This is a genomic window from Alteromonas sp. 5NS40-0096 (assembly GCF_057544385.1).
On the sequence record NZ_BAAJLQ010000005.1, the window covers coordinates 40,728 to 57,687 of the forward strand.

The following is a 16,960-nucleotide window of genomic DNA, read 5'->3' on the forward strand; positions in this document are numbered from 1 at the left end:
ATAGCATACTGCAAACTTTAATAGTGTTTGCGACTTTGCCAGCAGGCCGTTTACTTATACTCATTTGCCAACGAAAAGATTTCATGCCAACGATTCACGTCGCGGTTCCAGTGCCGCTAAGACAAACATTTGCTTATCATTGCGATACCGATATTCAACAAGGTATGCGTGTACTCGTTCCATTTGGCAAACGAGTCATGGTTGGTGTTGTCGTAGAAAAAGCGCAGGGACCGCAGGCGACGGGAGAGCTTAAATTTGTTGAGCAAGTATTAGATGACGAACCGGCTTTAGATAACGAAACCTGTCGTATCGCTGGCTGGTTGTCTAACTATTATCACCATCCCATTGGTGAAGTATTCAGTACTGTCATGCCTGTATTACTGAGAAAGTCGGATCCACTGCCAAATGATGATATCGCCATACTAGAACTAACCGCTTCAGGGCATGAGCTCAAGGCGGAGGAGTTTAACCGCAGTCCAAAACAACGTGCACTTGTCGAACTACTCAAAGCTGGTGCTCGCGAGAAACATCTAGTTCGAGAGTCCTTTTCTCTAAGCATAATCAAAGCGTTGGAGCAAAAAGGAGTCATAGAAACGGGATATCGTGCACCCGCGATCAATTCTGGTGAGTGGGTCAAGAGTATGGCCGTCTCTGATAAACCTATGCCGAACCCAGAACAGGCGGTAGCGATCGCTGGGATTAATGCGTGCAATCAATCGTTTACCCCAATTTTAATTGAAGGTGTTACCGGTAGCGGCAAAACAGAAGTGTATTTGCAGACTATCGAAGAGGTATTAAAAAAGGGCAAGCAAGTATTGATTCTCGTGCCGGAAATAGGCCTGACGCCACAAACGGTAAGCCGTTTTGAGCAGAGGTTTGGCATCGAGGTTGGGCTTTTGCATTCACAAATGAATGACAAGTCGCGATACCAAGTCTGGCAGCGGGCAAAAAACAATGAACTTGGCCTAATAATAGGCACTCGGTCTGCTATTTTCACGCCCTTAGCCAATTTAGGGATGCTTATAGTCGATGAGGAACATGACGACTCTTTCAAACAACAAGATGGTTTAAAATATAATGCGAGGGATTTAGCCCTAGTTAGAGGTCAAATAAACAAAGTTCCCGTGCTTTTAGGCTCAGCTACTCCCTCTTTAGAAACCCTCAATAATGCGCTAAGCGGTAAATATACCCACCTTACACTGCAAGCTAGGGCTGGTGGCGCTCAGCAAACTCAGCAGTTGGTCGTCGATATCAAAGATTTGCCTTTGAATGCCGGCATTAGCCAACCGATTCTCAGTGTTATGCGGCAACATTTAACGGCGGGGAATCAGGTGATGGTTTTTATTAACCGTAGAGGTTATGCCCCAGCACTCATTTGCCATCATTGCGGCGACACCTCCCATTGTCGAAGATGCGAGAGGCCATATACAGTGCACAAAGCGCAACGACGACTACAATGCCATCACTGTGGTCACACAAGACCCATGCCCAATCGTTGTGAAAATTGTGGCAGTGACAACCTCATCGCCCAAGGCGTAGGTACCGAGCAGTTAGAAGAAGGGCTGGCTAAATTATTCCCTGATATCAAACAGGTACGAATCGACAGCGATGCCATCAAAGGCAAAGATAAGTTGACGTCCATGCTTGACGCGATTAACCAGCGAAAATACCAGTTACTCATCGGAACCCAGATTCTATCAAAGGGCCACCACTTTCCCCATGTCACCTTGGTAGTCGTCCTCGATTGTGATGGCGCATTATTTAGTGGTGACTTCAGAGCGCCAGAGAAATTAGCTCAATTAGTGACTCAATTAGCCGGTCGTGCAGGTAGAGCCGGGAAGTTAGGTGAAATGTACTTGCAAACTCACAATCCAGGCCACCCCCTATTGCAAGATTTAATTAATAACGGGTATGGCCATTTTGCACGTCATGCGTTGCTAGAGAGAAAGATGGCATTGCTACCTCCCTATGCGAGTCAGTGTTTAATTAGAGCCGAGGCAATGGACGGCAGGTTGGCCTTTGATTTTCTTCAGGCCGTGCGAGAGCTATTGCCTCAAGGTCATCAATACAGTGTGATGGGGCCAGTTCCTACTTTGCTTGAAAAAAAACAGGGACGATATCGATTTATGCTTGTGATGCAGGCAAAACAGAGGGCCGATTTGCACCGAGTGATCGCCACTGTATTGCCTGGGATCCCAAAGCTAAAATTAAGCAGCAAAGTGCGGTGGGCCATTGACGTCGACCCCACTGACTTCAGTTAGCAAAAAACTGCCGATAATCTGGGCAGCATTTTTTTTCAATTCACGCTACACTGCGGTCTTTCGAGCAGACTGCATTACGATGGCATTTCAGTAATAGCAGACGCCACCCATAAAAATAAGAAGTCGGGACAATGCGCTATGGCTCAACGTGATTACGTATCAAGGGGAAGAGCTCCCCAAAAGAAAAAAAACAAAAAGCAGGCTGAACAAGCGAGTAAACCCAGCCCACTGCAATGGCTGCGCGTAGTGATTGTCGCCGGTTTACTGATTGGTTTTGCCGTGTTTTTGTGGTCGATTAAAGACGCAGCGAAAACAGTACCAGATGCACCCGTGAAACCCACTGTTGTACAAAGCGAAGACGAATTACCTGAGTTGCCAGAAGAAGAGTGGGAATACATACGTTCTTTACCTGGTTATGAGGTAGAAATTGATGTTTCTGAGCAGGAAAAGTCGGACAAACGCTACCTGATGCAATGCGCATCGTTTAGAACGCGAGCGCAAGCCGATGAGATGCGAGCGAAGATTGCGTTCCAAGGCCTTGAAGCTCAAATTCGCGCCTCCAATGGATCGAATGGGGAGTGGTTTAGGGTCATCTTAGGGCCGTTTGATACCAAACGAGATGCTGAGCGCGCAAAGCATACGTTGCGTAAATCCAACATCACGACTTGCCAAATTTGGTATTGGAACAACTAATCCATCTCGACATAGTGCCCCAGTTTTGGGGCGCTCACTGCGTTTCATTCTTTTCACTTACTTGAAAATTCTTTTGCATACCCCACTTAATAAGTAATTCGTTTTTTGACTACGCTCAATAATGCAGCGTATACCCACAACTGGGGAATAGAGTGACTACAATAGTATCCGTAAGAAGAAATAATCAGGTGGTAATTGCTGGCGATGGTCAGGTATCTCTTGGTAATACCGTGATGAAGGGCAATGCCCGAAAAGTGAGACGACTGTACAATGACAAAGTACTCGCAGGCTTTGCCGGAGGCACTGCCGATGCATTTACTTTGTTTGAGCGCTTCGAATCTAAACTCGAGATTCATCAAGGCCACCTTACCAGAGCTGCTGTGGAACTCGCCAAAGACTGGCGTACCGACCGAATGCTGCGCAAACTCGAAGCTCTGTTGGCAGTCGCAGACCATACCGCGTCTTTTATCATCACTGGTAACGGCGATGTGGTCCAGCCCGAGAATGACTTAATTGCAATTGGTTCGGGCGGTAACTATGCCCAAGCAGCGGCAACGGCACTGTTAGCGAATACCGATCTTGGCGCGCAAGAGATTGCTGAAAAGTCATTGACGATCGCGGGTGATATTTGTGTGTTTACTAATCATCACCAAACAGTCGAAACACTAGATTACTAAATTTTCCCGAACAAGCTGAGTTTGTTCGCTACCTGAGTACCTTCAGGAAAGACAGAGGTTTTTATGTCAGAGATGACTCCAAGAGAAATTGTCCACGAGTTGGACTGCCATATTATCGGCCAGCAAAACGCCAAACGCGCGGTATCGATTGCTTTGCGTAATCGTTGGCGCCGAATGCAGTTGGCACCGGAACTTCGCCAAGAAGTTACCCCCAAGAATATTTTGATGATTGGCCCTACAGGTGTGGGTAAAACTGAAATTGCTCGCCGTTTGGCAAAATTGGCCAATGCACCATTTATCAAGGTGGAAGCGACCAAGTTTACCGAGGTGGGTTATGTTGGTAAGGAAGTAGAGACCATTATTCGCGACCTTGCTGACATTGCGGTCAAAATGACAAAAGAGCAAGAAACTGCCAAAGTGAAATATCGCGCTGAAGAAGCCGCTGAAGAGCGCATTCTCGATGTCATTTTGCCACCACCTGAAAACGTATGGGGCGATAAAGAAGAGCCACAAGATAAGGGTACGCGTCAGGCGTTTCGCAAGAAGCTACGCGAAGGCCAGCTCGATGATAAAGAGATAGAGATCGACGTTGCTTTGCCACAAGTCGGCGTTGAGATTATGGCGCCTCCTGGTATGGAGGAAATGACTAATCAGCTTCAAGGTATGTTCCAGAACTTATCTGGCAGCCAAAAGAAGAAAAAGAAACTCAAGGTGAAAGAAGCCTTTAAGTTACTCATCGAAGAAGAAGCGGCGCGCCTTGTTAATCAAGAAGACTTGAAAGAAAAGGCGTTGGAGTCTGTTGAGCAAAACGGCATTGTGTTCATCGACGAGATCGACAAAATCTGTAAGCGAGAAGGGGCCTCTTCTGCGGACGTGAGTCGCGAAGGTGTACAGCGCGATTTGCTTCCTTTGGTGGAAGGATCAACAGTGAGCACTAAACACGGTATGGTTAAAACCGACCACATTTTGTTTATTGCATCTGGTGCATTCCAAATGGCGAAACCTTCGGATTTGATCCCAGAATTGCAAGGCCGTTTGCCTATTCGAGTCGAACTACAAGCATTGGAAGTGGAAGACTTCAAACGTATTCTGACTGAGCCTAATGCATCGCTGACGGAGCAGTACATCGCTTTGTTGCAGACAGAAGGTGTGAACATTACCTTCACTGATTCGGGTATTCAGCGCATTGCCGAAGCGGCATGGCAAGTGAACGAGCGTACTGAGAATATTGGTGCTCGACGTTTACACACGGTTCTCGAGCGTCTGATGGAAGATATTTCTTTCGATGCGTCAGAAAAAAGCGGCGATACCGTTACCATCGATGCTGAATATGTGAATTCACACTTAGAGACCTTGGTCGACAACGAAGACCTAAGCCGTTTCATTCTTTAGACGTGTAGTGTGAACTGTGACAAAAAAGGCGCCAATAGGCGCCTTTTTTACTAGTGAAGTATACTGCCTACACTGCTTTGCCCAGACTCAAAGCGCTTTTTAAAATAATGCGCCATTAAGTAGGCTCGATTTCTCACCTGTAATTTTTGGTAAATATTGGCGCAGTGAAACTTCACAGTACGCTCGCTGATAAACAGCTGATTGGCAATAGACTTGTTGGGTAAACCTTGCAAAATCTTTTCTGTTACTTGCCATTCGCGTTTAGAAAGTGTTTCTAGTCTTTTGTCGAATGTTAGCTCCGTAGTGTCTTTAAACATAGTGAATTTCCTTAATGTGTGTATAAGTGGCATCAGTGCCGTGCATGCAAAGAGCTAGGACGCCCCGCTTGTTGCTAAGCAAGTCAGTCATTCAATATCCGCGTAATTCACAACCCGCGTTATCGAAAAACCTAACACGTCATCTATTGGGCATTTATTCTCTCTGCGCTCGACAGGGAGTATGGTCCTCGAGTGATAAAAAGCACATTAATCAAGAGACAATTTGCTATGTGTTACCGCGCTGAGAGGGTTTTGTCCCAATATTGAAAATAAAGACGCATTTTTTGTAGTGTCCTTTGACTAATTTCATTTCTTGGTTCAATGTGGACTATACAGCTTATTTATTGCACTACACTTGTCGGAAAATTCAGCCGTATTTCCGATAGTTATGGTGAATTAGTAAACATAAGTATTGCAACTGGTCTAATCAGTTGTCATATTAGTTCAACAAACCTTGTATAAATTAGAGAAAGTAGAGTGTTTTTTGTTCTGGTTTGGGCAAAAAGAAGTCGCTCCTAAAAAGCAACACTTAGTAACAAGGAAATACGATGTTTATACCTAGTATTCTACTTAAACAGCTATACACGCATGGAAGTCTCACAAAAACGGATGATGGAATTCTCTTTTTGTTAAAAAACCGTCTGAAAGACGCGAAAATTAATGAAATTCATTGGATTTCAATCGATGGTGAGAAAGTACCAGCTGAGCAAATTAAGTTTCAAGTTGGGCCTAACACCTTTATGACGTTGGATGAGGTTAATCAAGACGGCGCGCTGCAATTCGATTTAAAGTCGACATTGACCGTCATGGTTAGTGGGGTGGATTACCCCGTGTGTCACGAAAAGCGCAAACTGGGTATATCGTTCAAGGCGTCGCCGTTTGGTAAATTAAAGTTTGAAGTGGAAGACAACGTTTCTGAAGCGACAAAAAACGAAGCTTACATTCCTCGTGATCCACACGATGATTACGGCACGCCAATTATCAAGGAGCGACAAGCGTTTTTTGAGTCGGCCACTGATAAAAAAGTGAATCACGTCGGTCAGTACTCAATTGACCCAAATGAACTACAAGGCAACATTGAACACTTCATCGGGGTGGCGCAAGTACCAATGGGTATTGCGGGTCCACTGAAGATAGATGGGGAACATGCACAAGGCGAGTTCACCATACCTCTGGCTACAACAGAGGGCACGCTGGTGGCTTCATACAACCGCGGTATGAAACTGCTCAATATGAGTGGTGGGGTAAAAGCAACTGTGGTTGATGACGCCATGCAGCGTGCACCTGTGTTCGTTTTCTCTGATGCTCGTGGCGCGCGCGATTTTGTCGCGTGGGTAAAAGAGAACTTTGAACAAATCAAAGTCGAGGCCGAAGCTACGTCATCTGTAGCGAAGCTCACTTATATAGACCATTTCTTATCGAACAAGTTTGCGTTCTTGCGTTTTAACTTCAAAACCGGTGATGCTGCGGGCCAAAATATGGTGGGTCGTGCGACTTTTGCGGCGTGTGGTTGGATCTTAGATCATTACAAAGGCATCGAGAATTTCTATCTTGAGTCTAACTTTGCTACCGACAAAAAAGCGTCTCAAATCAATATTATGCGTACACGTGGTAAGCGTGTTACAGCAGAAGCGACAATTAAGCGTGAACATTTACTCAACGTTATGCGCGTTGATCCTAAACAAATTGATTACCACGGGCGCGTGGCTGGTGTTGGATCATTCTTGTCAGGTGTTAATAACACGGGCCTACACTCGCCTAACGGTATCACCGCGATGTTTATTGCAACAGGACAGGACGTAGCAAACGTATCGGAATCGTCAGCCGGTATTTTGTACTCGGAACTGACCGATGAAGGCGATTTGTATTTGTCACTGACAATTCCATCACTAATCGTTGCGACATATGGCGGAGGCACCGGGATCGGTACCCAACGTGAATGTTTAGAATTAATGGACTGTTATGGACGAGATCGCGTACAGAAGTTTGCCGAGATTGTCGGTGCGGTAGCACTTGCGGGTGAAATCTCTCTGGCGTCTGCCATCTCTTCTAACGATTGGGTGTCTTCACACGAACAATACGGTCGAAACCGATAAAACTGGCTATCAGGACAGGTAAAAAGGCGCCAACGGCGCCTTTTTATATTCTATACTGAGCACGTATTTCTCAGTATTCATTAAGGATGTGAATGAAAGCGTTCAGTAAAGCCGAAAAACGCGAGGGCTACAGGGATGCTCTAAAATGGGTGGCAGCTGGCCTTGTGGCGTGTATCACTACTTCATATTTTGTATCTCATCGTATTGTGCTTGATTTAGGGCGCGGCGTCCCTGACACCGATTTTATTTTTGTTCTTGGCATTCTATCGACATTGTGAGGGGCTATTTCTGCATTTTTGACGTTTTTAGCATTTGAGGTAGACGAGTGAGCGGTGTTCATACTTTTTTAATAGCGGAAATTGCGGTAAGGAATTCGCGTAGTGGTCTCATTGTGTTGGCGTTGTTGACGTGTTGCAGTATTGCCTTTTTCGTTTTGTATTATGAAAAGATGGGGTCAACAAATGCCTATATTCTGCTAGCTGCAGCCATTGCATGCTGTGCTTACGGATTGACTTGCTATCGCCAACTTAGGGAATACAACACTGTTGCAGTGAGATGTGATGAGGATGGCATTTGGTATTTGCATGTTGGCAAGGAGCACGGACTTGTTGAGTGGTCAAACATTGCTTTCGTGCGAGAGTTAAACAAAAGCCATTATGTCGAATTGTTGTCGCCTTCTCGCCAGGTCGTGTTGACGTTAAACGCAAAACTCGAAAATTTTGAGGCACTGCGGCAACGCATACAGCATGAGGTCAATCACGAGAAACGACTGGAAATACCTTCAACTTTGTCACGTCAAAAGCATTATCACATACATTTTGTAGTTACTTTGCTGAGCCTTTTTCTTTGTAGTCTGTTTTTGCCATTGTTACTAGAGACAAACGGCACTAACGTTATTTTTATCGTCTTTCTCTTCTACCTGAGCTACGAATACCTTTTCACACCATTTGCAGTCCAAGTCGAACACAGCAAGCTATCTTTTACCTATCCTCTGCACAAGCGCACGCTCCCTTTTGAGGAGATTAACGCTATTGAATTAGCACCTAAATCGTGTAGTACTGATGCCGCTCCTGGAGTTTGGCTAACCCAACAGGCCAGTAACCGCGTCTTTAAACTTGTTGGTCTACATGAAGATAGTTATTTTTTGAAGCTAGCGTTACAGCGACTTGCGACCAAGGTAAACACGAATGGTGGATAGCGACTACTTCAAGTACAAAATGTGGGCTGACAAGCGCGCGCTTGCCGCGTCCAAAAAAATAGATAGGAGGCATTACTCCGATGACTTTGCTTTTGTGTGCCAACAATTCAATCACATGGTTATTGTTGAGGAATTGTTTCGCAGCAGGTTAGAGGGCACTCCTGCGCCGCATTGCGCCACAAATACGGTGGATGTCCCTTGTTTAGACGAATTGGCGTCTAGGCTAGTATGTTCGGGCAATTGGTATCTTCGTTTTATTGAGCTTGAAGCTGATTTTCAAAAGACTATCTCGTTTACTTTTGCCGATGGAAAACAGGGGACGATGACGGTCCAAGAAATTCTGTTCCATATTGTTAATCACGGTAGCTACCATCGGGGAAATATTGCTCGTACTTTGGATCAGGCTGGTGTGTCTCATCCCATTGATGGCTATGGCGCTTTTATCCATGAAAGTGAGCCAGCGCGCAGAAATCAGTCGACAACTTAGCGCTGCTCTCGCTAATGGCATAGAACAATTTGCAACAATAGGGGTTAGTCACCTTTGTTTGACGTAGCTAGTGCCAAAAGTGTGTCTCGGTTCTCAACAAATATCGCCAGATTGACATCTTGTTGCTCGGTACCCAGTTTTACGGTTTTCTGGGCGAAATGCAGAGCGAGTTCAACATTGTTCATTCGCGCATAAACGCGGCTCAGATAGTGGTTAATCCATGTGTTATTGGGGAGTTGCTCATCTGCCCATTTGAGTACTTCAATCGCTTGGGGAAGCTTGTCATTTCGGCCCAATGCTCTCGATAAGCCCAAAATAGAATTGCCCATCCAGTATCCGTCTACCGTTGGGTAGGTTTGAAAACCAACTTTTGTTGATAAATCTTCATAAAACGCTTTGAGGTAAGTCACGGGCTTTTCCGCGTTGCGCAAAGCGCGGTAATTAGGGCGCCACTGAGCCAATGGAAACAGTTTTTCAAACGCAAAGTCGATAGTGCTCAGGGCGACAGAATAGTGCTCGGTTTCGACAGGTAAATACCCGTAAATACCGAGCTCATCGGCGTTGGGGAAGTTGATCAGGTATTGAAAAAACGCCTCTCGACTTGGGTCATTTTGGAGGTCTGTTGCTGCGCGACTGGCGACGATGAATCCGTCTTTTCGCTTTTTCCCTTGTTCTGTAATCGCCAAGTTGAGCGGTTCGCCCTTCAGTGACTTCATCTGTAAATCTGCGGCAATTGCTATGTGTGCGTCAAAGACTGGAGATGCAGATAGATAGTCGTAAATAACGTTAGTTGATGTTGGCGACATGCCAATGAGCACTTGATAACCGTTGGTGCGGTAGTTGCCATCAATGTAAGGGATTAATTCGCTGGTTAGAAAAGCCGACATTATTTGTGGTTTAGAATCTGCAAAAGAAACGCCACCATCATCTCGCAACATAGGCATAGCATAATCAAAACGCTCGTGGTTATTCCGCGCTGCCAACCCGACTATGATGGATTGCGGAGCAAGATCTCTTGACCACCTATTCTTTGCAATAGCAACCGTCATATCAAATAAATAATCACTGTCCATCACGTAAATGACAGGATAGCGTCTATGACTGTGCTCGTAGCCTTCAGGCACATAGATATCTATTATTCGACTTTCATCAAAAATGGTGGAATCGACAGCAAGCGATGTCCCTTGGGTACGCGGTTCCGAATGAGTGACTTGTAGTTTGTTCTGATCCGCAAAGGCGTTCATGTTGACGACGAAAAGCGCAACAATGGCTAACCGTGATATTCTCATTTCCACATCCTGATAAGTTTTACATCAGTCTATAGTGACCTGATGTCACCATCATTGTCGTCTATCTCAAAATCATTACCGTTGGGCTCAGTTTTCCACTTTTGCTTGTTGTGGTGTTAGCTTGTCGAACATTTCCAATGTGAAATGTATTTTTGTATACAATATTGTCGATATAAAAGTAATTGATACGATATTTTCTTATTTGTGTCGTATATTGTCGACAATTTGATATTTGGAGATAGTTATGTGGCTTCATATTTTCGGTGCGGTAAATACATTGTTTATCTGTATTAGTGTCATAGGTATCGGTTCTCAGTTGAGAACCATATGGGCACGTAGAAAGCGATATGAATCTGACGCCACCAGTGTGCTATCTCTCAATATGTTTACGACCAGTTTTCTCGCCTATTTCGCATTCTTTGTGTATGGCATGGCAATATCACCGTTCAATCACTGGATTGTTTGGCCAAGGTTAATCGCCTGTGTGTTGGTCGCTTTCATTCTAAGAGAGCTTTTTTTAGATAGAAAAACAACATCGACAAAAGCAATCAGTCTGTTGACTATAATTTGTCTCAGTGCGGGTGGTTTATTCGGTTTGTTGGGGCAGTCATATACAGACGAAGGGAAAACTATCATGGCCTGGTTAATGGTAGGGATTTCTATTGCTCTAGCGCGTGGGTACGCCTACCAAATAAAACGAGTCCTCGATGCAGGTGAGACAGGCGCTTTAGATAAAAGAATGAGCGTTTTCATTTTGATGATGGACGTGTCGACTTTTGCTTTGGGGCTAAGCCTTGGTTTGAGTGACGGGTGGCCGTTACTCCTGATTGCTGCAACAAGTGGAGTGACGAAAATCATCATTTTGTATTTGTTTTTGTGGGCTGAAACAAGCACAGTTGCAGCAGATCGCAGACAATACAACAAGCGCAAACACTGAGTGTATCTGCCTTTTTGTATGGTTTATTTGTCAGTGTCTAGTGTACTCAGTAGCAGAATACTGACCTGCTTTAGCTCTTCAATTTCTAATGGCATGTCGAAAGGTAATAAAGATTCGCTGTTTAAGTAGTGCGCAAGCACGCCTCTGGCGACCAACGCTACCTTCTTTTCAGGTGCGTTTGGGTAATCACGGCGTATTTCGTTACATAAGATGTCAATAGACTGGTTCATGGACGCAATTTGATGGGCCCGCACTGCTTCTATGCGCTTAGCCTGCGCAAAAACCGCGTCGCCGATAATGCTCTTTTCAACGTAACTGCGATTTCTTTCACCAAACAAGATATCTATCATGCAACGCATGCGATTGTTGTCTGGCAGCCATGCTATCGTTTGCTCCCACTGCGCTGCGTAGTAGCCGAGATAGCGCTCACTCAGTGCAACAATAATGTCATCGCGATTGCCAATGTAATGACGCAAGATACTGCGTTTCATGCCTGCATGCTCTGCGAGTTTTTCGAGTGATGTGGCTTCAAGGCTATCATTGAGAATACATTCTTCGAAGGCGTCTAAGATTTCTTCTTTTCGCTGTGCGGCCATACTCGGTCGTGGCATCGGCAAATTCCCGTCAACTACGTTAATTAATCGACACGCAGATTATCAATAAATTTTCATGTTGACAACTTACTTGATTTGTTCTTACGATATAAATTGTCAATGTGACAATTTATTGATTAGGAACATCTATGCGTAAGTTTCATTTGAGTGTGCTACCTGTTTTGCTTTTGTTAACGGCGTGCGGCAGTGGTAAAGGAAATCGACAACCGCAGCCTATGCCCCAGCCTACAGAGCCACCACTAACGATTGAGCCGCCAGCAACGCGGTATTTAGGGTTTGAATCGGCTCCGGTCAGGCCGATCGCACAGCAGGGTAACAGAGTATTCGTCGTCAACACTTCGAACAACAGCGTTTCCATTTTTACTATTCAAGATAACGGTAGTCTGAGTTATCAGCAGGAGATACCTGTTGGCCTCGAACCTGTCGCTTTGGCGTTTGCCAGTGCAAATGAACTTTGGGTTGTTAACCATATTTCTGACTCAGTGAGTATTGTCGATGTAAGCGTGCCTGTTCCTGTTGTGACAAAAACACTGCTTGTCGGAGATGAACCACAGGATATTGTTTTTGCTCGTGGTAAGGCCTTTATTAGCACTGCACATAGGGGGCAACAGTTGTTGCACCATAGTCTTCGAGGTGTTGAAGGTGCTGGCGATCCCCAACTTCATACACCCAGTGTCGGCCGAGCAGATGTGTGGGTGTTTGATCCTTTGAATCTCGGCAATGGCCTGGGTGGCGTGCCGTTAAAGATCGTCAGTTTATTTGGAGATAGTCCAAGGGGTTTGGCGGTGAGTCCAGACCAATCAGAAGTCTATGTCAGTGTATTCCATTCGGGAAATCAGACTACTGCAGTGCACGAAGCGGTTATGTGTTATGGCTTCGAGGATGATGACTATGGACGATCTCCATGCCAAGTCATGGATGGCTTGTCTAGTCCAAACGGACTTGAAGACGGTTGGTTACCGGGCGGGCGTACGGCACCTGGTGTGAATGCCGAAGGTGAATACCAACCATGGACATCCATGATCGTTAAGTATGACGAAGGGTCAGGTCAATGGCGTGATACAAAAGGGCGTAACTTCAGCAATGGCATCCGTTTTTCTTTACCAGATCGAGATGTGTTTGCTATCGACAGCGATACCTTGATGCAGACAAGGGCGTTTTCACATGTCGGTACAACCTTGTTCAATATCGCAGTTCATCCAAAGTCGGGTGACTTGTTTGTGACAAACACAGAAGCGAACAACGCTGTGCGCTTTGAGGGAGAGGGTCGCTTCGGTGGCAGCACAGTGCAGGGAAATATAGCAAAAACACGAATAACCCATATTCGTCTTGCGGATGGAAAGGTTTCCCCCAGACATCTAAATGGTCACATCAACTACGACGTTCTCAAGGCGTCGAATGATGTCAAGGAACACAGTTTATCTACCCCAACACAAATGGCGATTAATGCATCTGGTAGTGCTCTGTATATGGCAGCAATGGGATCAGACAAAATAGCAGTGCTCAGTACCGAACAACTGGCAAATAACCGGTTTTGGGATGGTGACGCCAATGACTTTGACCCGACTCAGTCGAGTCAATTTTACATTGATGTATCGGGCGGCCCAATGGGGTTGTTACTGAATGAGGCGCAACAGCACCTCTATGTCTATACCAAATATGACAATGCACTGGTTACTATCAATACCACTACAGGGGAGGAGCTTGCTCGCACCACGATGCCGAATCCTGAACCCAGATCTTTTCAAGCCGGAAGATTCATGCTGTACGATGCGAATAGGAGCTCTTCAAATGGTGAGTCCTCATGCGCCAGTTGCCATGTGTTTGGTGATACCGATCATTTGAGCTGGAATTTGGGTAACCCTGATGTCGCCAACACTCGAAACCCACAGCCTTTTCCCACCGCGAATATGTCTCGCTTGGGATGTGATCTTGTTGGTCCTGAAGACCCCAGCTGTCAATTGCTGGAGTTGATAAATGGTAATGGCGACGAATATAGCATTGCATCGATGAAAGGCCCAATGGCGACACAGACCATGCGTGGAATGAGTACTCATGGTCATATGCATTGGCGTGGAGACCGCGTTAATGGCTATTTTGGTGACGATATCGAGCAAACGCTGGACGAGAGAACGTCATTCAAGAACTTCATAGTGGCATTTGAAGGATTGCTTGGTTTAGACATCGACATCCCCGACAACGTTGACGCCACAGAAAAATCAGACGCTTTGTTCGAGCTTGAACAAGATATGGACAAATTTGCTGATTTCATGCTGGCTGTGGCTATGCCTCCAAACCCTATTCGCAATCTTGATAATTCCTTGTCTACCAGTGCGCAAATTGGTGAAGCGTTTTTCCATGGCGTAAGGCGCTCTGATGGGTTGTCAGAAGATGTCGATGCAAATGGTCCAGAGCGAGATGGAGTCAACTGTGAGGGCTGTCACGGTGTTGACCATGCAAAAGGTTTTTATGGCACTCGAGGTGAGATTGCACACGGAGGGGAAATTCAGATTTTCAAAGTGCCACAATTACGCAACTTGTATACTCGCGTTGGTATGTTTGGTTTACCAGACAGGGAAGGGTTTCTCCCAAGCCACACAAAAGCACATCAGGGAGAGCAAATTCGCGGCTTCGGTTTCCTACACGATGGTGCAACTGATCAACTCGTCAACTTTCTTCGGGGCGGTGTGTTCGACAATGGCGAAAGTGACTGCCCAGAGGGGCTCAATTCCGCCCATGGGTGCGACTTTAATCAGGGATTTGTTGGTATTCCAGACGAGCTAACTCGGGAAGGCCTAGTCGACTATTTGATGGCGTTCGATAACGATATAGCGCCTATCGTAGGACAACAAGTTACGCTCAACGAGACCACTCATGATGTTGTCGCTTCACGCCTTGCGCTCTTACATGAAAGGGCAAAAACGCCATTCGTATCTAAACTATTAGGTGGAGAGGTTACCGAGTGTGACCTTATTGCGCTGGGCACAATCGATGGAGAACCAAGAGGCTACTTATATCTGCCTAATCAAAACAAGTTCAGGGCCGATAGCGCGCAAGCCTCGTTACTAGATGCGGCAGAACTTCAACGGTTAGCGACGCGATCGGCAAATAGCCTGACGTATACCTGTGCGGTGCCAGGTCAAGGTTGGAGAATGGCGTTAGACAACAACCTGAACGGCACACTCAATAATGATGAGAGAAACTAAACATCATGTTTTGGCTATTTTTAGGATCGCTGTTATTGGTGTGGCTGCTGTATGACTTGATGATTGGTCGCGTGTATTTACATCGAGCGTTCTACTTCAATGCAGAACCAGAAGGGTTTGTGTTGGTGATTTTTTTGTGGCTACTCGTCGCCGTTAGCTGCTTAGTGTGGCCGTTAATCGAGTCATGAAATAATAAATTGTCATGTTGACAATTTATTATTAAGGTCACATAATGCGCAACAATGAATCAACGAGGAGAATTGTTATGGCTCGCCATATGTTTGTTACGGTGCTGATCGTATTTTCGGTGTACGTTGGAATGTTATTTTTGATTGACCACCCTTTTGTCGCCCAAGCGGCTGAATCTGTCCCTGGGGCACAAAACAAGGCTTCTGATGGGCAAGCTGACAATACGGACCAATTTGAAGTATCAACTGCTGATGTTGAGGTTAGAGCGGTCACGGTGTCGCCTAAGGCATTGTTTAAAGGGCCGACGATCGCCGGCATTGAAACACGTGTTGATTTGTCAAATGGCGCAGACGATGTCGAATTAGTTTGGGAAAAGTTACTTGCCAATAAGCCACTAGTGAACAACGTAGATTGGTCAAAAGGCTCAATCAAAGCCTATGCCTACTATCGTGATTTTGATGCAAACTTTGCATCTGCAACCTTGAGTATTGGCTTTGATGTTGAAGATTTGAAACTGCACAGTGACAAGTCGATGACGCTTCTCCCTAGCGGGCAGTTTGACCGATTTAATATCGACCTGCGCTCTGGGTATCCGCCAGAACAAGCTTGGTTGAAAGCCTACGAGCACAAAAATCTAATTGAACGCCATACGTTGAATCGAGACGGCGAAACTGTCGCTGCAGACGCGATTGTGGTCTGGAAGTAAGGAGCACTTATGGATTTCTTAAATCGTATAATTTCTGAAGAAACACTGTATTTCTGGGAAACCTTTATCCAAGATTGGGGGCTGGTTATCGCGACTGCGATCCTGGTTATTGAGCTGATTGTTTTAGCATTCAAAAAACAGTTCAGTCTAAGAGTGCTTGGTGATGCGTTTGCCAACTTTGGTACTTTGGCCATGTTTTATGCCGTCGGTTACGTGTTGGTTGGTGCGGCCTACGTAGCAGGTTTTTACTGGTTTTATCTCAACTTGAGCATAACCCAACTGCCGATAAACGGTTGGGTTATCCTCACTTGTGTTCTGTTAGCGGACTTAGCTTATTACTGGGAACATCGGTTTATGCATCGCTGTGGTATCGGCTGGGCGACTCACACGGTGCACCATTCTTCTCCCTACTTTAATATTTCAGTCGCATATCGATTCGGTCCGTTGGACGGCATTATGCCCTTCTTTTTCCATTTGCCGTTGGCCATTTTGGGCTTTAACCCCATTGTGATAATTGCCGCAGAGGGGGCTGTTCAGCTTTATCAAACTTTACTGCATACCGAAGTGGTGAAAAAGTTTCCACGTCCAATTGAGTGGTTGTTTAATACTCCTTCTCATCATCGTGTACATCATGGTTCGAATCCCGAATACATTGATAAAAACTATGCTGGTATTTTTATTATCTGGGATAAATTGTTTGGTACTTTTGCTGAAGAAAAGGCCAAAGTCACCTATGGAATTACCGTACCTGTCGACAGTATTAACCCTGTGAAAGTGTTTTTCATCGGGCTCACGAGACTTGCTAAGCAAGTGAAGAAAGCAGATGGTTTGATTAACAAGCTAGGGGTAATTGCGATGCCACCTGGCTGGTCACCCAAACCAAAACTCAAGTAGGTGA

The 16,960-nt window shown here is 45.5% G+C and carries 16 protein-coding genes; 13 read left to right on the top strand and 3 right to left on the bottom strand.

What is annotated here, in order from left to right; all coding sequences use genetic code 11:
- Positions 1-83: 83 nt before the first annotated feature.
- The 4 genes from priA to hslU all read left to right on the top strand — a co-directional run bounded on the left by priA (position 84) and on the right by hslU (position 5,023).
- Positions 84-2,261 carry a primosomal protein N' gene (gene priA, locus AC27G9_RS15165; protein ID WP_487075303.1) on the top strand — a complete coding sequence of 726 codons (2,178 nt, stop codon included), beginning with the start codon at positions 84-86 and terminating at the stop codon, positions 2,259-2,261.
- 138 nt (positions 2,262-2,399) lie between these two features.
- Positions 2,400-2,954 carry an SPOR domain-containing protein gene (locus AC27G9_RS15170; protein ID WP_487075305.1) on the top strand — a complete coding sequence of 185 codons (555 nt, stop codon included), beginning with the start codon at positions 2,400-2,402 and terminating at the stop codon, positions 2,952-2,954.
- Positions 2,955-3,106: 152 nt separating this feature from the next.
- On the top strand, positions 3,107-3,631 hold the full coding sequence (hslV, locus tag AC27G9_RS15175; RefSeq protein WP_487075307.1) for an ATP-dependent protease subunit HslV: 525 nt from the start codon (positions 3,107-3,109) through the stop codon (positions 3,629-3,631).
- A gap of 63 nt (positions 3,632-3,694) precedes the next feature.
- Positions 3,695-5,023 (top strand): ATP-dependent protease ATPase subunit HslU, encoded by a 1,329-nt coding sequence (gene hslU, locus AC27G9_RS15180; RefSeq protein WP_487075308.1) that lies wholly within the window; start codon positions 3,695-3,697, stop codon positions 5,021-5,023.
- 50 nt (positions 5,024-5,073) lie between these two features.
- Here hslU and AC27G9_RS15185 read toward each other — a convergent pair whose 3' ends face one another.
- Entirely contained in the window at positions 5,074-5,340 is a 267-nt protein-coding gene (locus tag AC27G9_RS15185; RefSeq protein ID WP_487075309.1) for a helix-turn-helix domain-containing protein, read from the bottom strand.
- Positions 5,341-5,888: 548 nt separating this feature from the next.
- On the opposite strand from AC27G9_RS15185, the gene AC27G9_RS15190 reads away from it, so the two are divergent.
- From AC27G9_RS15190 to AC27G9_RS15205, 4 genes are all read left to right on the top strand, one after another.
- Positions 5,889-7,436 carry a hydroxymethylglutaryl-CoA reductase gene (locus tag AC27G9_RS15190; RefSeq protein WP_487075310.1) on the top strand — a complete coding sequence of 516 codons (1,548 nt, stop codon included), beginning with the start codon at positions 5,889-5,891 and terminating at the stop codon, positions 7,434-7,436.
- Between the two features lie 92 nt (positions 7,437-7,528).
- The gene (locus AC27G9_RS15195; protein WP_487075311.1) at positions 7,529-7,714 is read left to right on the top strand and encodes a hypothetical protein; all 186 of its coding nucleotides are present in this window, start codon (positions 7,529-7,531) and stop codon (positions 7,712-7,714) included.
- A gap of 170 nt (positions 7,715-7,884) precedes the next feature.
- The gene (locus AC27G9_RS15200; RefSeq protein ID WP_487075312.1) at positions 7,885-8,634 is read left to right on the top strand and encodes a hypothetical protein; all 750 of its coding nucleotides are present in this window, start codon (positions 7,885-7,887) and stop codon (positions 8,632-8,634) included.
- The gene (locus AC27G9_RS15205) at positions 8,624-9,121 is read left to right on the top strand and encodes a DinB family protein (RefSeq protein ID WP_487075313.1); all 498 of its coding nucleotides are present in this window, start codon (positions 8,624-8,626) and stop codon (positions 9,119-9,121) included. The genes AC27G9_RS15200 and AC27G9_RS15205 overlap by 11 nt, the downstream gene beginning before the upstream one ends.
- Positions 9,122-9,165: 44 nt before the next feature.
- On the opposite strand, the gene AC27G9_RS15210 is transcribed toward AC27G9_RS15205, so the two are convergent.
- Positions 9,166-10,410, bottom strand: coding sequence for an alpha/beta hydrolase (locus AC27G9_RS15210; RefSeq protein WP_487075315.1), 1,245 nt, complete (start codon positions 10,408-10,410; stop codon positions 9,166-9,168).
- A 244-nt stretch (positions 10,411-10,654) separates the two neighbouring features.
- Between AC27G9_RS15210 and AC27G9_RS15215 the strand changes: the two genes are divergently transcribed.
- Positions 10,655-11,347 carry a hypothetical protein gene (locus tag AC27G9_RS15215; protein ID WP_487075316.1) on the top strand — a complete coding sequence of 231 codons (693 nt, stop codon included), beginning with the start codon at positions 10,655-10,657 and terminating at the stop codon, positions 11,345-11,347.
- A gap of 23 nt (positions 11,348-11,370) precedes the next feature.
- Here the strand turns inward: AC27G9_RS15215 and AC27G9_RS15220 are convergent, their stop codons facing one another.
- Entirely contained in the window at positions 11,371-11,958 is a 588-nt protein-coding gene (locus tag AC27G9_RS15220; protein ID WP_487075318.1) for a TetR/AcrR family transcriptional regulator, read from the bottom strand.
- Positions 11,959-12,089: 131 nt separating this feature from the next.
- Here AC27G9_RS15220 and AC27G9_RS15225 point away from each other — a divergent pair, with 131 nt between their 5' ends.
- From AC27G9_RS15225 to AC27G9_RS15240, 4 genes are all read left to right on the top strand, one after another.
- Positions 12,090-15,167 carry a YncE family protein gene (locus tag AC27G9_RS15225; RefSeq protein WP_487075319.1) on the top strand — a complete coding sequence of 1,026 codons (3,078 nt, stop codon included), beginning with the start codon at positions 12,090-12,092 and terminating at the stop codon, positions 15,165-15,167.
- A 5-nt stretch (positions 15,168-15,172) separates the two neighbouring features.
- Positions 15,173-15,355, top strand: a complete 183-nt coding sequence (locus tag AC27G9_RS15230) for a hypothetical protein (RefSeq protein WP_487075321.1) — start codon at positions 15,173-15,175, stop codon at positions 15,353-15,355.
- Positions 15,356-15,432: 77 nt separating this feature from the next.
- Positions 15,433-16,062 (top strand): hypothetical protein, encoded by a 630-nt coding sequence (locus AC27G9_RS15235; RefSeq protein ID WP_487075323.1) that lies wholly within the window; start codon positions 15,433-15,435, stop codon positions 16,060-16,062.
- 9 nt (positions 16,063-16,071) lie between these two features.
- Entirely contained in the window at positions 16,072-16,956 is an 885-nt protein-coding gene (locus AC27G9_RS15240) for a sterol desaturase family protein (RefSeq protein WP_487075324.1), read from the top strand.
- Positions 16,957-16,960: the final 4 nt, after the last annotated feature.